Source organism: Cohnella hashimotonis, assembly GCF_030014955.1.
GTDB lineage: Bacteria > Bacillota > Bacilli > Paenibacillales > Paenibacillaceae > Cohnella > Cohnella hashimotonis.
Genome location: NZ_JAGRPV010000001.1, coordinates 1,357,066 through 1,371,990 on the forward strand (window position 1 = coordinate 1,357,066; position 14,925 = coordinate 1,371,990).

Below are 14,925 nucleotides of genomic sequence, written 5' to 3' on the forward strand. Positions count from 1 at the left end.
GCATCCTTCTGCGGATTAGACCACCGGCTCCGCAAAAGTGATCCAGGCGCTGCCGCAGGGCAGGCCGGTCTCGTAGGAAACGTTGCCGACGAGCGATAGGAAACCGGCCTTCTCTTCTTCGGCTTCGCCGTCGCTCCTGGCGCCAAGCCAGCGAAGTCCGGCGCCGAGCGTATGCTTGCCGTCTACGAGGGCGGCGTCCCACAGTTCGAATACGCTCTCCTGCCGGATGCGCGTCCGGTCGACCGGATCGATCCATCCGCTGCGCCTCGCGTTCAGAACGTCCCAAGGCGGGATCGTCCGCGGCGGCGAAAAAGGGGCGAGCATTCCGAAGGTCAGCCTGCCTTTCCAGCCTGACGGATCGAAAAAGAGACGCTGCGCAGCGAAGAACTGTCGCACGGACGCATTCAGCATATCGACGGTCAGTTCGCTGGCGAGCCCCGGGTAATGCTTGCAGGACAGCGCATGTAAAATATCAGCCATGCCTCCGGGCAGCGTCCCGCCCGTGTCGATCTCTTTCGATACGGGCGTATTCCCCGTATGAATACCGGCCCGGCGCCACATGACGGCTGAGTCCAGCGCGGTCTCGAATTGCTGATGCTTCCACTTGCGGAAGCCGGACAGGCTGAAGATATAAGGGTGCACATGCCGATCCAGCACGTGGTGCAGCAAAAAGCCTGCGGCGTAAGCCTCGGTCTCCTTTTCGCCGGAGCTCTTGCGCGCCGCATCGAACAAGTCGTTCAAAAAAGGTCCGCAAGCGACGTTGTGCATCAAGCTTCCTAACCGGTTGGCGGCCGTATGCGACCGCTGCCAGGGGAGGAACCGGTCGTAAAATAAAAAATCGGGGCCCTGGCAGCCGAGCTGGAATGCTTTACGCAGCGCCGGGTCTTTCAGATAGGGAAGCGGCATCGCCTCCGCAAGCTCTCTACCGAATTGAATATGCGCCCACAAATTTGGCATGTTTATCCTCCGGGGTTTCGGTGAGACCATGACTTATGGTGTCGTTTTCAGGCTCTTTTTTATAGGGTCTTTTGGCCCATTATCGTTCAAAAGTACCGCGATTTAACGAAAATAAGTATACTTGTCCTACTTATTTAAGTATAATGATGGCAACGAGGCAAGAGAAGCGGTATTTTGTCGAAACGAAGCGAAGACAACGAGTTCCGGCTTATAGAATCGGCTCGCAAGGAGGCATCGCTCGCGAATGAAGGCGGAATATATCAACCCATTCCTGGAATCGGCCCGAATGGTCATCGAGCAAATGGTTCAAATTCGGCCCAGCACCGGTCAGTTGGCGGTCAAGGACATCCAGTTCGTGGACAATCACGTATGGATCCAGATCGGGCTCACGGGCCATATGAGCGGCGACATCGTATTCGGCTTGAGCGAATCGGTCGCGCTGAAGATCATCTCCGCGATGATGGGCGGGTTTGTCATCACGGAGATCGACGATATGGGCAAGAGCGCCATTTCCGAGCTGGGGAACATGATCAGCGGCAACGCATCGACCATTTTGTTCAACCAAGGCGTTCATGTCGATATTACGCCGCCCCGCATCGTCCATTCGATGCTCGAGAGTCACGGGGAGGTTCGCCGCGCGTTGGCGGTTCCTCTGATCATGGACGGGATCGGCGAGATGGAGATTCAGGTATTGATCGCTTAGTTCGCGCGATGCCGTCCCACCGGACGGCGCGACATATCGTCGTACCGCTCGATATGCTACAATAAGGAAGCCCCGCAGGGGGCTTTTTTTTAACGTTCGAGCGCCACTGAGGGGACGCAATCCGGACCAATGAACCGATAAAATAGCCCGGCAGCGGTCGGATGACCGATTCTGCGGGCGGCGGAGAAGGAGAATGGCCATGTCATCCATAGAACTGCGCGGCCGGATCGTGCTCTTGACCGGCGCCTCGAGCGGGATCGGCGCGCTGGCGGCCCGCCTTCTGGCGGAGCGGGGAGCGGTGCCCGTGCTTGCCGCCCGTTCGGCGGACAAGCTGGCGGCCGTCTCGGCCGGTATTCGCGGCGAGCATGCGAGATACGAGTGCGACGTGCGGAGCGCGGCATCCGTCGACGAGACCGTTGCGCGCACGCTCGAGCGCTTCGGACGCATCGACGCGCTGGTGAACAACGCGGGGTACGGAGAGTTCCTTTCCTTCGAGGAGACGGAGCTGTCGCGGTTTGAAGCGATGATGGACGTTAATTATATGGGTACGGTGCGGTTCTGCAAGGCCGTGTATCCGGCCATGAAGCGGGCGGGCGCCGGTCATATTGTCAACGTCGCCTCGATCGCGGGCAAGATCGGGACGGCCAAGGCGACCGGCTATGCCGCTTCCAAGCACGCTGTGCTGGGCTTTACCAATTCGCTGCGGCAAGAGCTGCGCGGCAGCGGCATCAAGATCTCCGCGCTCAATCCTGGGCCGATCGATACGCCCTTTTTCGACCGGGCGGATCCGGAAGGCACGTACAAGCGCAATATCCGGCGATTTATGATGCAGCCCGACACGGTCGCGCTTGCGTTGGTGCGGCTGCTGGAGACCGGCAAGGCGGAGCGCGATTTGCCCTTGGTATCCGCCGCGGGCGCCAAGCTGATCCAGCTGTTCCCGGTGCTGACGGCGGGCGTCGCGGCCCGGCTGCTGAACAAGAAATAACGGCCCTGTCGACAGGTACGGCCGCAAAGGAGAATGGACGATGTCGGAAGAACAAATAGAGCGACAGGAAGACATGGAGGGCGCTTCGACCGAGACGCAGGTTGAGGACCAAGCGGTTGAGGGGAATCCGGGAGAAAGCGTCGGTGAAAATGCCGAAGGACATAACGCGGAGCGTGCAGAAGGGCGTACGGAGGAAACAACAGAGGGACGTGTCGAAGGAAGTACCGAAGGAAGTGCCGAAGACACTGAGAAGCGTACGTTTAGCGGCCTCGGGCTTGAAGCGGCTCTGAGCGGCGCGCTTGCCGCGGCTGGCATTTTGGAGCCGACCTCGGTGCAGGCGGGCGTCATTCCCGAGCTGCTGGCCGGCAGAGACGGCGTGCTGCGGTCGCCGACAGGGTCGGGCAAGACGCTGGCTTACCTGCTGCCGCTGCTGCAGCGGGTCGACCCTGCGAGGCGCGAGACGCAGGCCGTCGTCATCGCGCCGACGCAGGAGCTGGCGATGCAGATCGTGCGCGTGTCGGAGAAGTTCGGCGAGCCGCTCGGCGTCAAGACGGTCGCTTTGATCGGCGGCGCCGCGCTGTCGCGGCAGCTGGACCGCATGAAGGGCAAGCCGGCGATCGTCGTCGGCACGCCGGGACGGATCCGCGAGGTCGCCTCGCTCCGCAAGCTGTCGCTCTCGGCGGTTAAGCATGTCGTCGTCGACGAGACCGACCGCGTCTTTTCGCTGGGGGGCAAGGGCGACGTCGAATTCGTGCTGAAGGGCGCAGCGAGAGACCGGCAGACGGTGTTCGTGTCGGCGACGCGCTCGGATACGATGCGGGCCGCGGAGGCCAAGTGGCTGCGCGACCCGTGGGAGACGACGGTCCGGCAGGAGCAGGAGCCGGGACTGCCGCAGACGATCGAGCATCTGTACCTGGTCAGCGATCCGCGGGACAAGATCGATCTCGTTCGGCGCCTCGTGCGCACGATGAAGCCGTCTTCGACGCTGCTTTTCGTGAACGACATCGAGCGGATCGGCGAGCTGCTTGCCAAGCTGCGCTTCGAAGGCTTTGCGGTTGACGCGTTGTACGGAGACACGCCGGGACGGGAGCGGGGAGAAGTGCTCCGCAAGTTCCGCGAGGGGAAAACGAAGCTGCTGGTCGCATCCGACGTGGCCGCTCGCGGCCTCGACGTGCAGGAGCTCGCGCTCGTGCTGCAGTTCGAGCCGGCGCTCGACGCGGATCACTACGTGCACCGGGCCGGACGTACCGGGCGGATGGGGCGGAGCGGGACGTCCATTACGATCGTAACGCCCAAGGAGCAGTTCATCATGGACAAGCTGGGCAAGCAGCTGCGCATCGAGATCCGCGAGCGGCGTCTCGCGCACGGCCGGCTTGAAGGCGTGAAGGGCGAAGCGAAGCGAGAGACGAAAGACGAGCGGTCCGGCCCGCGAGGAAAAGGATCTGCCGGCAACGGGGCCGATGCCGGCTCGAAGAAAGCTGGAGCCGGGCAACAAGCCGGAGGCGCCAAACGTCTGGCAGGTGCCGTAGCCGCAGGAGGCAAGCCGGGAGCCGGGCAGACGGTTGCCGGCGGACCGAAACGGACGATCGGCGCCGTTGGGGCGAAGCGGACCGGCAGCGCAAGCGCCGGCCAGGCTCCGCAGGCCGGTGTCGCCTCACGCGAGCAAGCCGGCGGCAGGAGCGGAGAGCGGATGCAAGCGGCCGCCGCGAAAGCCGGCACCACGAAGCGGGATGCGTCCGCTGCGGGTTCGCAGAAGGCTGGGAAGGGCAGCGGCAAATCGGCGCCGCCCGCGCGCCCGGCCGCCAAGGGCAAGGTCAAGCAGGATCGCGAGCGCGACAGCAAAAATAAAGGGGCGCCGCGCTGGTTGAAGGAAAAGCGGGCGAACAACGTCCCGCCAAACGAATAGAAGCGACGCCTGCGGGCGAACAGGACGATGCGGCTTTCATGCCGCATCGTCCTGTTTTGGCATTTGCCGCGCGCTAACGGGTCAACGATCGGGAAGCAGCGCAGCATGAGTCAAGCGTAATCGAAACCGAGCGTCACGTTTTCCGCTTTGAGAAGAGATGCAAGCGGGTTGCGGCTTCGTTATAATGAAGAGATATCCGTCCACATGAGGAGGTTGCGAACCGATGGCAACCGCGTTAACGCTAGACAAGCTTACAGGGGGCTACAGTACCCGCAAGCCCGTCCTGCACGAGGTCAGCTTCGACATACAGCCTGGGGAAATGATGGGTCTTATCGGCCTGAACGGCGCGGGCAAGAGCACCGCCATCAAGCACGTATTGGGACTGATGCTGCCGCAATCGGGCGAGGTGCGGGTTGCGGGCCTGAAGCTGGAGGACGACCGCGACCGCTATAGGTCCTCCTGCGCCTACGTTCCCGAGCAGCCTTCCCTGTTCCCCAACTTGACGGTATCCGAGCATTTGCGGTGGACGGAGACGGCGTACGGGTTGGACGCCGACACAGCGGCCCGCAGGACCGAGGCGCTCGCGGAGACCTTCCGCATGACGCATGCGATGGGGGCGCTGCCCGGGACGCTGTCCAAAGGGATGCGCCAGAAGGTGATGCTGATGAACGCGCTGCTCGTCTTGCCGCCGCTGCTTATCATTGACGAGCCGTTCCTGGGGCTCGATCCGCTGGCGACGCGGGCGCTCGTTCAGGCGCTTAACGAAGCCAGAGCGGCAGGCTCGGCGATTTTGCTCAGCTCGCACATTTTGCCTGCGCTCGAGCGCAATGCGGACCGGATCGTCGTCCTGCATCAGGGGCGCATTCTCGCCAGCGGAACCCCGAGCGAGGTCAAGGAAGCAGCCGGCGCTGCAGGCCGCGATCATACGCTCGACGATGCGTTCGAGCGATTGATCCTGTCCGCCGACGAGAAGGCCGCGCCGCCGGAAGGAGGCGCCGCCCGTGGCTGATCCGGTTCAGGAGGAAAAGCTCCGGGAAGCAAGGGATTGGCGGCGCGAGCGCGCATCGGCGTTCCGGCGCGAGATGTTCCCTTATTTGCGATACGTGGCGCAAAGCGGATTTGCAATGCTGCTGGCCGCGATCGGCATTACGCTGCTTGCCGGCTACGCCGGCCTGCTGTCCGATATGCCTCAGGCCTGGCCTGCGGACGTCGTTGGCGTCGCATTGCTTTTTTTCGCGTCGATCTATACGCCGCTGCGAAGCTATCTCCAGCCTGCCGACACCGTGTTCCTCCTGCCTGCGGAGTCGCGCGTGCTGTCGGCCAATGTGTTGCCGGCGCTCCGCAGTGCGGCGTTTTTCGGCGCGCTCCGCGCGCTGGTCGTCTTCATTATCTTTGCCCCGCTTTATGCGAAAGCGCCGGTAACGGCCGACGCTGCGCCGTCTGAGCCTGCCGGCTGGGCCGCGCTGGCGGCCGCGATTGCGCTGCTGGCCGCCTGGAATACATATGCCGCCTGGCAGGAGCGCAGAGCCGTGTCAGCAACCGCCCGCCTTGCCCTGCGCTTCGCCCGCTGGACGGCCGTTCTGCTTGCCGCAGCCGCGCTGCTTACAAAGCCGCTGCTGCTTGCAGCCGGCTTCGCGCTGCTTGCTGCGGCCGCCGTGTCGACGGCTGCGCTGCTCACGCCCCGCCACCGGATGCCGTGGGATCGCCTGATCGCGGAGGAAGGCGCAGCGCGCAGGCGCTGGCTGTCTTTCCTGGGCTGGTTCGTGGACATCCCCACCGAGGAGCCTCCGGCCGCTTCTCGCGCCTGGATTGCCTGGGTCGCGGATCGGGTGCCGCGGAGCAAGCGTTTCGCCTGGCATTTTCTATATGCAAAAACATTTTTGCGCGGCGAAGCGTTCGGCGCCTTTTGGCGTTGGTGCACGGTGATGGCAGTTATCGCGCTTTTTGCTCGTTCGACCGCTGTCGACGCGATGGTGTATATCGTCGGAATCGTCGTAGGCGGTCTGCAGCTCACGGAGCTCGGACGAATCCGTTTTGCCGAGCATGCTTCCGTCGTGCCGCTCTCCCCCGAAGGGAGAAATACGGCAGCGTCGGCGGTCGTCCGGTCGGCTGGACTTGCTGCCGCAGCGCTTCTATGGCTGATCGCCTGGGTGCCGCACGCTGCCTCCTCGCCGATCTGGTGGCTGATCGCGCTTGCCCTTGCGCTCGCATGGACGGGATGGCTGCTCCCAAGGCGACTTGCTGCCAGAGACGAAGAGGAAGAGCTATAACCAACAACTTGCAAAAAAGAGCAGGAAATCAGACCCTGTTATCGAATAGTACTTTGTAACCAAAAAATCCGGATCCCATCTCCTTCAAAGGGCGCATCGGCCCTTTTATAATTGTATGCGCGAACAATCCGGATACGGCCCGAAGCCATTTCAAATTACGCGATTAGCAATAACTACTGGAAGGAGCGGTATATGGGCGGATTTTTGACAAACCTCGCCCTTCACGTCATCCCCGGCGCGATGCTCGGCTGGCTTTCGGCCGAAGTCTTTTTTCGCAACCCGCTGCACCGGTTGAACCGTCTGGCATCCATTTTGTTCGCATTGATGTCGCTGCAGTTTGGCGCTTCGTTTTTGGCTTCGTTCTTCCCCGAGACCGCTGCCGCGAAGCTCGTCAACGGACTCCTGATTGTTCCGACTTGCGTGCTTGCCTTCCTGATCATGCTTTTCGTTCGACAGCTAGGCGGTCAGGCGGGCAAATCTCCTGCAAGCTATCTGGATATCGCGTTGGCCGTGCCTTTCGTACTCATCGTGCTGGTCGTATCCCAGCCGAATGTCTACGGTGCGTATGCGGAATACGCAGGCGAACTGAATCCGGGAACAGGTGTGTGGGCAGGATCGATCGTTTTGGCGGTTACGGTCTGGCTGTACGTTTCTGCGGTCTGGTTGATCGGCTGGAAAACGGCCCGAAGCGCGGCGGCTGCGACTCGCTCACAGCATATCCAGGCGGGGTTCGGCATATTGGCCGGAGCGGTCGTGACAGCTGTCGCAGTGCTGGCGAGACTTGGCGGCATGCCGGCGGAATGCGCGCATTTGATGGGACTATTTGCCGTTTTGCTCTTTGCTTTCTTCATTCGCAGAGCGATTCTGCACTACGGATTGATGCCCTCTGTCTTGGAAAAGTATCGGGTGCTGTTCGAGCTGTCTCCATTCGGCGTGCTGCTGCTGGATGCAGGCGGAGCGATTCGAGAAGCGAATCCGGTCGTCAAGCTGCTGCTTGGCTTGTCGCCGGCAGAACTGGTCGGCAAGCCGATATCCATGTTCCTCGACAAGGGCGAGCGCTTGCCGCTGGACGGAGTCGGATCAACGATGATGGAGGTCAGCATGGTCGACGTCGACGGCGAATCCAGGCGTATGATCGTACACCTGAGCGAGTTGACGACCGAAGGCGAGCGTATGTATTGTGTCGTGCTGCAGGACGAGACCGGCCGCAAAAAAGCGGAAGAGGAAATTTGGTATCTGGCATATCACGATGCGTTGACTGGCGTGGGCAATCGACTTTATTTCCAGGAAACGATTTCATCATTCCTTCAAAACGGTTCTGAGGGCGCGCTGCTCCTGCTTGATTTGGATCGCTTCAAGGCAGTGAACGATCGGCATGGACACCAGGCCGGGGATGTGCTTTTACGCGAGGTTGCCTTCAAATTAAGAACGTGCACGCCTACCAGCGGGATGTTGTTCAGACTAGGCGGCGACGAATTCGCAGTCGTGCTGCCCGACATTGACGATACATGGGACCCTGCGGCGACCGCGCAGCAACTGTTGGACGGGTTGACGGGGCATCGCGGCGCGATTTCGTCGGATTCTCCCGTAACGGTCAGCATCGGCATCGCCCTCTGGCCGGTACACGGGAACGACACGACCTCCCTGCTGCACGCGGCAGACATCGCCATGTACAAGTCCAAGGATCTGGGCCGCAACCGTTATAGCTTATATGAGAAAGAGTTTGCCGGAACAAGCGCGTAAACATAAAAAAGGCCTTGCCCATCATCGGAGGATGATTGAGGCAGGGCCTTTTGCATTGCATGTTTGCGCATAACGGCGGTGTTATGCTTGCACGGACGCTTCGCCTTTAATCTCGGATACGGCCGCGTAGATCCGGTCGAACAGATCTTCCAGATACGGCTCCTCGATACAAGAAAATGCGACGCGCAAATCGTGTTCGCCTAGCGCGATCGTGCCGACCTCGTAACGGTCGAGCAAGCGCTGACGGACGGTCTCGGCACTGATTCCATCGAGACGCAAGCACATGAAGTAGCCGGAATTGAACGGATAATAGCTCCAGACGCCTTCATACTTGCCGCTGTCGAGCAGGCTTTTTACCTTGTTCGCGCGGCCCTTCATGATCGCGTACTTTTCCGCTTTTTGCGCTTCGAAATCAGGCGATTTGAGCGCGTCGAGCACGAAAGTCTGCGACGGATGCGGACCGCTGGAGATCGTCGCACGGATGATGCCGAGCGTCTTCTGCTCGAGCGCAGCGAGCGCGGCCTCCGAAGTTCCGCCGTAGGTGATGAAGCCGACGCGGAAGCCCCAGACGTATTCTTCTTTGGTGGCGCCGTCGATCTTGACCGGGAGGACGCGTTCGTGCAGACCACACAGCGCGCCGAAGAGCGATTCGTGCATCGAGTCTTCAAAGAAAAGCGCAAAGTAAGCATCGTCGGTCACCGCTACGACGTTGATGCCGGCTTCGGCGGCGTCCTTAATCGCTGCGACGATCGCGGCGCCTTCCGCGCGACTTGGCGTATAGCCGGTCGGATTGTTCGGGAAGTTGAGCAGCACGATCGCTTTGCCCTGTTCTTTGCGGGAGAGCAGCGCCTCGCGCAAGCCTTGAGCATTGAAGAGGCCGTCCGCGCCGTAAAGCGGGTATTCCACGATCTCTGCGCCGCGGCGAACGCCGAAGGTCAGTTCGTAGTTTTCCCAGTTCTTGTCAGGGATAATGACGGCATCCCCGACATCGGCGAACAAATCGGCTACGATGCTGAGGCCGTGCGTCAGCGCGTTCGTGACGACGGGCAGGCTGAACGTCTTGCCCTGCAGCGAAGGGTTCTCCTTCAGCATCTTTTCGCGCCATGCGGCACGGAGCTCAGGTTTGCCGGCCGGTGGCGCATATTCGTAAATGTCCTTGGGATTATAGGCGGACAATTTGTCTTGGATCATTTTCAGGTGCATCGGCTGCCCGTTTTCCGTCGCAATACCGATCGTCGCGTTGTACGTTTTCGCTTTTTGCTTCGCTTCGGCAGATTGGCTCAGGATGCCTATCTTGGGAAAATAAATGGCCTTGCCGAGTCCGGAGAGCATCTCCGCGATTCGAGGCTGTTCCTTGGCGATGGTGTCGTTGAGCTGTTGCGCGAGGGGGTTCATTGCCGTCATCCTTCCACATGATCGAGTTCCCCGGTGAGAAAATTTCTCAGGCAGGGCATCAGTTGCTATTATACACGATCGTACCATACGCGTCACCCGCGAGGCTGCCTGGAAGTTGAACAATCCATGAGCGATTTTGCGTTAACGTACTTATTTCGGCTTTGGGGCCCATTCCTTCATGAACGCGACGGTGAGCGGATCCCCCGGACGGTCTCTTCCTTCCAAGCCATCGATGACTTCAATGCGTTTCTTTTCGGACAGGTTCTGCCCGAATTTGAACTTGCCCGTCATTTCCTCGACGCTTAGGCGTAGCACGGCTATGCCCTTAAGCTGCAATGCATACTTCGGATGGCTGGCGTCGATCGCCAGGTGCCCGCCCTCCGGTTGCAACTTGCTCATCAGCGCGGCTAGCGCCACAGCTTTATCGGCAGCCTCTTCGACCTGTTCCACCCGGCCGCGAATTCGAACGGAACGGAAGTAAAGCGTAGCGGGGCAGGCCATCAGCGGATCGCTATAATAGGAAGGGATAAAAGCGTGCGCTTCGTAAACGACAAACTCTGCCCGGTCGTCCTCTGCGATGCCGCTCATCTTCTCTCCCTTTTTGCTACCGTGAAAATAGACGGAGCCATCCTTGTAAGCATAGTTCAAAGGCACCGCCTTCGGCCAGCCGTCGATTCCTTTGAACGTCAGCACGCCGTCGTCCCGTTCGTTCAGGAACGCTTCGCATATTTCGCGATCTTCTACTTCAAACTCTTTTCTGCGCATATTGCTGCCTCCCGTCATTGTGTAAGATTTATTCTAAGTCCGACATTGACAAGTCAAAAGATCCAATTTACATTAAAAACGTTGGTCCAATGGACAGAGAAGGTTGGCTGCTATGAGTATCCAGGTTCCCTATGACGCAAAATTATCTGCCTGCGGCGTCAAGCATCTCGCCTTGTATCAGGCGATTCGCGACAGGATCGTCGGCGGACAACTTCGGCCCGGAGCCAAGCTCCCTTCGACGCGGACGTTGGCCGAGTCGTACGGTCTGTCCCGGGGCAGTGTGAGCATCGCCTACGAGATGCTCGCCGCCGAGGGATACGTGCGCGCATCGGTCGGGCGGGGTACCTATGTAGCTGGGCAAGAGTTACGCGCCTCAGACCGGGGGACGGCCTCGAATCAGGAGATTGGTGCGGCGCAGAAGCCGTCTTTGTGTGCGGAGAGCCTGGATCTCGCCGATCAGCAGGCGATGGGGTTGTCTCCCCCGCCAGCTTCCGGACTGTCGGCTTGGGGGATGCGTCTATTGCGTGAAGCGCAGTCGGACGAGGATCACAGGGAAGCCTCTCAACCGAACGTGTCCCGGCATGCCAATCCGGAAAATGAGAAACACAACGATATACATACTTCTTCCGCGGTTTCATTCAAGTCCATTTCATTCAAGCCGCGCGGCATGGGCGAGCAATGGTTCCCATGGAAGTCGTGGAAGGCAGCCGTATCGGCCGAATGGAGACGACGCGGTCCCGCTCTGGCGGAGGATACTCGTACGACAGCCGGCAGCGCAGAGCTGCGAAGAGCGATCGCAGGGCGGCTGCGGCGCGAACGAGGCATCCTTTGCGAAGAGGAGGACATCGTCGTGACGGGAGGCTCGATGCAGGCCATCGCGCTGCTTGCGCAGCTGCTGCTTGAGCCGGGCAAGGCGGCAGTCACGGAGGATCCTTGCTATAGCGGCATACAGCGCGCCATTCAGGCAAGCGGCGCGATGTTGATTCCGGCGCCGGTAGACAGACATGGCATCGTACCGGACGATTGGTCCGGGGAGCTGTTGTTTGTGACGCCGACGCGTCAATTCCCTACCGGCGCCGTGCTCACCTATGAGCGCCGGATGGCGTTATTGGAATGGGCCGCCAAGCGCGGCGCCTGGATCGTGGAGGACGATTATGACAGCGAGTTCCGCTGGTCGGGGCGTCCGATCGAGCCGCTCAAGTCGCTCGACAGACAGGAGCGGGTAGTCTACATCGGATCGTTCTCGCGAGTGATGCGGCAGGAAGTGCGGATCGGATACGCGGTGCTGCCGCCTGGGCTCCACAAGCCGTTTCTGTTGGCTAAACAGCTTTACGATCCCTACCCTGCGGGCCTTACGGAGCAGCGCGCGCTGGCTGACTGGATGAACCAAGGCGAATATGACCGCCATTTGAGGCGCGCCCGCCGGATTTTTAACCGGCTGCAAGGTCAGCTCCGCAAGGAACTTTCGAAGCTTGGGCCGATATTCCACGTACATCCGGCCGACGCGGGGCTGCTTTTGTTCGCCGCTTGGACCGGCCCGCCTGATCGGTACGACGAGCTGGTGTCGGCTTGCCGGCAAGCGGGCGTGAGCTGGGGAGACGGCTCGGTATATGCTGGCATGAAGCGGCCAGAGGAGCGTACGGCGTTGTTCGGTTTTGCGCACCTGGATGAAGCCGGAATTGCAAAAGGGATGCAGTTGATTCGAGCAATAGCCGGCAGGCTTGGCCTCATAGAAGAGCACCGGCTTGGTGAAACTGCATGGCACGAACACACAGCGAGGAAAGGAGGAACAGGAGATGCTTGACGCGTCGCCGGATGCTTACGAACTCAAGCTTTACCTGGCCAAGATTGTATGCGAGCCGGGCTGGAAGTGGCAGAAGCGAGAGAAGCCGCTTGCGAACTACGACTTATTTTACGTGTGGAGCGGAGAAGGCGAGGTCGTCCTGAACGGTCAGCCCTTTCCAGTAGAAAAAGGAAGCTGCTTCCTTTTCAGACCTGGAGATCGAACGAGCGCCACCCATAACCCGCAGAAGCCGCTCGTGCTGACTTATATCCACTTCGATGTGAGCGTTCCGGTGAAGCTCGTACCGAAGCCGTATCGCGTTTTGCAGGACACGTTCGAATTCGAGCATCTGCTCGCGAGATATGTGCGGCTCTTCCTCGTCAAAACGTTCGCTGCGGAGGAAGAAGCGAGACTTGTGCTGAAGCAGCTCATCATTCATCTGCTGCGCAACGATCTCGAGGAACCGGTCGAGCGCAAAGCGAGCAATCAACTGACAGAGAGCATTCACGAAGTTGCCAACTACATCCGCCAGCACCCGGGAGAGTCCCACCGTGTGGATGATCTGGCAGCGCGAGCGGGCTTGTCGCCGAGATACTTTTCGGTCAAGTTCAAAGAGCTGATCGGATTCTCAGTACAGACCTATATGATTCGCACCCGAATCGAGCGAGCGCAGCATCTGCTGCTGCACGCCGGTATGAACGTGACCGAAGTCGCCGATGCCCTCGGCTACCGAGATATTTTCTTTTTCAGTCGCCAATTTAAACAATACACCGGAAAGAGCCCTTCGGAGATTCGATAGGGTTCTTTACTTTTTATTACCGAGTTGTCTGTGCCCAATTGGTCTATTTCTGACATTACACTGCTATCCCCTTCGCACAGGCGAGACGTCTAATTCCGCCGTTTCGACGCTATCCCTTTCGCACAGGCAAGACTCCTAATTCCACCGTTTCGACGCTATCCCCTTCACTCAGGTAAGCGACTAGTTCCGGCGTTTCGACATTATCCCCTTCGCACAGGAAGCGTGTCTAGTCATCCATTGCACCATTATCCCATTCGTTCTGGCAATGTTCGTGTGCCTGGAATTTCGATTAAGTGTGCTCTCCCGTCCATGCAGTGCGACAATTCTTTCCTTGCTTCAAATAGTATTAAAATGGTATAATACGAACATATGATCTCTTTTTTGTAGGAGGAATGAGGATGAGCGATTCGAACCGTTTGTGCGAGCAGGCACCGGCTTTTAGCGAAGAAGATTGCGAGATCGCTCTTTTTCGTGCAAAATGGCCCGACGGCTTTCGTTGTCCGCGCTGCGGGGGGCTCGACTTTTATCGTATTGTTTCCCGCGGGCGCAGGCTGTTCGAATGCAGCTCATGCTCTCATCAGACCTCGCTTACCGCGGGCACGATTTTGCAAGGTACCGGCACGCCGCTCGTTAAGTGGTTTCAGGCATTGTTTTTAATGGGGACCGGTATCTCGGCCGTATTGCTGGCGGAGCTTATTCAAGTTACATATAAGACGGCTTGGCTCATTAATCATAAGCTTCGGTTTGCGATTCAAATGCACGATGAGGGGCGTCCGTTAACAGGTGATTTGCAATTAGTGGGTGACTTCTACGCGCGACCGGTGACGAATCGGCCCTCGGATCCTTTAGCTTATCGGGACGAGCCTGCCGTCGTAGGGGCTTCGATCGATCCGGAGAGCGGCGAGCTCGCGGAAGTCAAAATTAAAAGGGTGTCCGCCAAGACATTTAATCGTCGTACGTTCGACGTCGATTCGTTCGGCGGCTTTTTGTGGCGCCATGCAACGGAAGATCGAACAGGGGAGCGGCGCATCGAAATCGTTAAGGCATCGGGACGCGAAGGAGTGACGGCATTGGGGGCAGTGTGGCGCGGTGCAATCGCTTGGCTCGCACGGACGTTCGGGGGAATTGGACCTAAGCATCTGCAGGCGTATCTGGACGAATACTGCTTCCGCGTAAATGTAAGAACAGATGGGTTTAAGGCTTTATTATCGCTTTGTGGACGGATCGGCACCATAACACAACCCGAACTTGTGCGCAAAAGGTCTGGCATCCGCAGTATCCGCTGGACCGGCCGAACGAATGAAGCGAAGCTGTCCCGAAACATCTGCATTTCGTAAGGACGCGCGCACACGCACGTGGTTATCTCCAGGTCAAATGCCTTTATCCACACTGTTTTCTTAATATGATGTTATTATTCCAATTCGTTAAACTCACTCAAACTTTGAGTCCTTGCGTTTTGCGAACTTATGTTTGCGGCCTTATATCTTACATCCTTAACTTTTATATATTTTGCGGTTTAATAAGTTTGGTCAACTCGGCATCCAACCTGTGCGAAAGGGATATCGTGTCAATGGGGAAAATGGTGTTCGGGTGTTGGGTGATCTGGGTGTTGGGTGATC

Annotated in this window: 12 protein-coding genes; 9 read left to right on the forward strand and 3 right to left on the reverse strand. The window is 59.1% G+C overall.

Going from position 1 to position 14,925, the window contains the following annotated elements:
• Positions 1-15 precede the first annotated feature (15 nt).
• A complete protein-coding gene (locus KB449_RS05325) occupies positions 16-957 on the reverse strand; it encodes a zinc dependent phospholipase C family protein (protein WP_282907375.1) in 942 nt (313 codons plus the stop codon).
• A 244-nt stretch (positions 958-1,201) separates the two neighbouring features.
• Here KB449_RS05325 and KB449_RS05330 point away from each other — a divergent pair, with 244 nt between their 5' ends.
• The 6 genes from KB449_RS05330 to KB449_RS05355 all read left to right on the forward strand — a co-directional run bounded on the left by KB449_RS05330 (position 1,202) and on the right by KB449_RS05355 (position 8,564).
• Positions 1,202-1,660 (forward strand): chemotaxis protein CheX, encoded by a 459-nt coding sequence (locus KB449_RS05330; protein ID WP_282907376.1) that lies wholly within the window; start codon positions 1,202-1,204, stop codon positions 1,658-1,660.
• 208 nt (positions 1,661-1,868) lie between these two features.
• Entirely contained in the window at positions 1,869-2,645 is a 777-nt protein-coding gene (locus KB449_RS05335; RefSeq protein ID WP_434082547.1) for an SDR family NAD(P)-dependent oxidoreductase, read from the forward strand.
• 40 nt (positions 2,646-2,685) lie between these two features.
• Positions 2,686-4,551, forward strand: coding sequence for a DEAD/DEAH box helicase (locus tag KB449_RS05340; RefSeq protein WP_282907378.1), 1,866 nt, complete (start codon positions 2,686-2,688; stop codon positions 4,549-4,551).
• Between the two features lie 223 nt (positions 4,552-4,774).
• The gene (locus KB449_RS05345; RefSeq protein ID WP_282907379.1) at positions 4,775-5,560 is read left to right on the forward strand and encodes an ABC transporter ATP-binding protein; all 786 of its coding nucleotides are present in this window, start codon (positions 4,775-4,777) and stop codon (positions 5,558-5,560) included.
• Positions 5,553-6,821, forward strand: a complete 1,269-nt coding sequence (locus KB449_RS05350) for an ABC transporter permease (RefSeq protein ID WP_282907380.1) — start codon at positions 5,553-5,555, stop codon at positions 6,819-6,821. The genes KB449_RS05345 and KB449_RS05350 overlap by 8 nt, the downstream gene beginning before the upstream one ends.
• Positions 6,822-7,013: 192 nt before the next feature.
• Positions 7,014-8,564, forward strand: coding sequence for a sensor domain-containing diguanylate cyclase (locus tag KB449_RS05355; RefSeq protein WP_282907381.1), 1,551 nt, complete (start codon positions 7,014-7,016; stop codon positions 8,562-8,564).
• Positions 8,565-8,645: 81 nt separating this feature from the next.
• On the opposite strand, the gene KB449_RS05360 is transcribed toward KB449_RS05355, so the two are convergent.
• On the reverse strand, positions 8,646-9,959 hold the full coding sequence (locus tag KB449_RS05360) for an aminotransferase class I/II-fold pyridoxal phosphate-dependent enzyme (protein WP_282907382.1): 1,314 nt from the start codon (positions 9,957-9,959) through the stop codon (positions 8,646-8,648).
• A 150-nt stretch (positions 9,960-10,109) separates the two neighbouring features.
• Entirely contained in the window at positions 10,110-10,724 is a 615-nt protein-coding gene (locus KB449_RS05365) for a pyridoxamine 5'-phosphate oxidase family protein (RefSeq protein ID WP_282907383.1), read from the reverse strand.
• Positions 10,725-10,836: 112 nt separating this feature from the next.
• On the opposite strand from KB449_RS05365, the gene KB449_RS05370 reads away from it, so the two are divergent.
• The 3 genes from KB449_RS05370 (at position 10,837) to KB449_RS05380 (ending at position 14,643) form a co-directional block, all read left to right on the forward strand.
• The gene (locus KB449_RS05370) at positions 10,837-12,528 is read left to right on the forward strand and encodes an aminotransferase-like domain-containing protein (RefSeq protein ID WP_282907384.1); all 1,692 of its coding nucleotides are present in this window, start codon (positions 10,837-10,839) and stop codon (positions 12,526-12,528) included.
• Complete coding sequence (locus KB449_RS05375) at positions 12,521-13,306, forward strand: helix-turn-helix domain-containing protein (protein ID WP_282907385.1); 786 nt, start codon at positions 12,521-12,523, stop codon at positions 13,304-13,306. Before KB449_RS05370 ends, KB449_RS05375 begins: the two co-directional genes overlap by 8 nt.
• 398 nt (positions 13,307-13,704) lie before the next feature.
• Positions 13,705-14,643 carry a transposase gene (locus KB449_RS05380; protein WP_282907386.1) on the forward strand — a complete coding sequence of 313 codons (939 nt, stop codon included), beginning with the start codon at positions 13,705-13,707 and terminating at the stop codon, positions 14,641-14,643.
• Positions 14,644-14,925 lie beyond the last annotated feature (282 nt).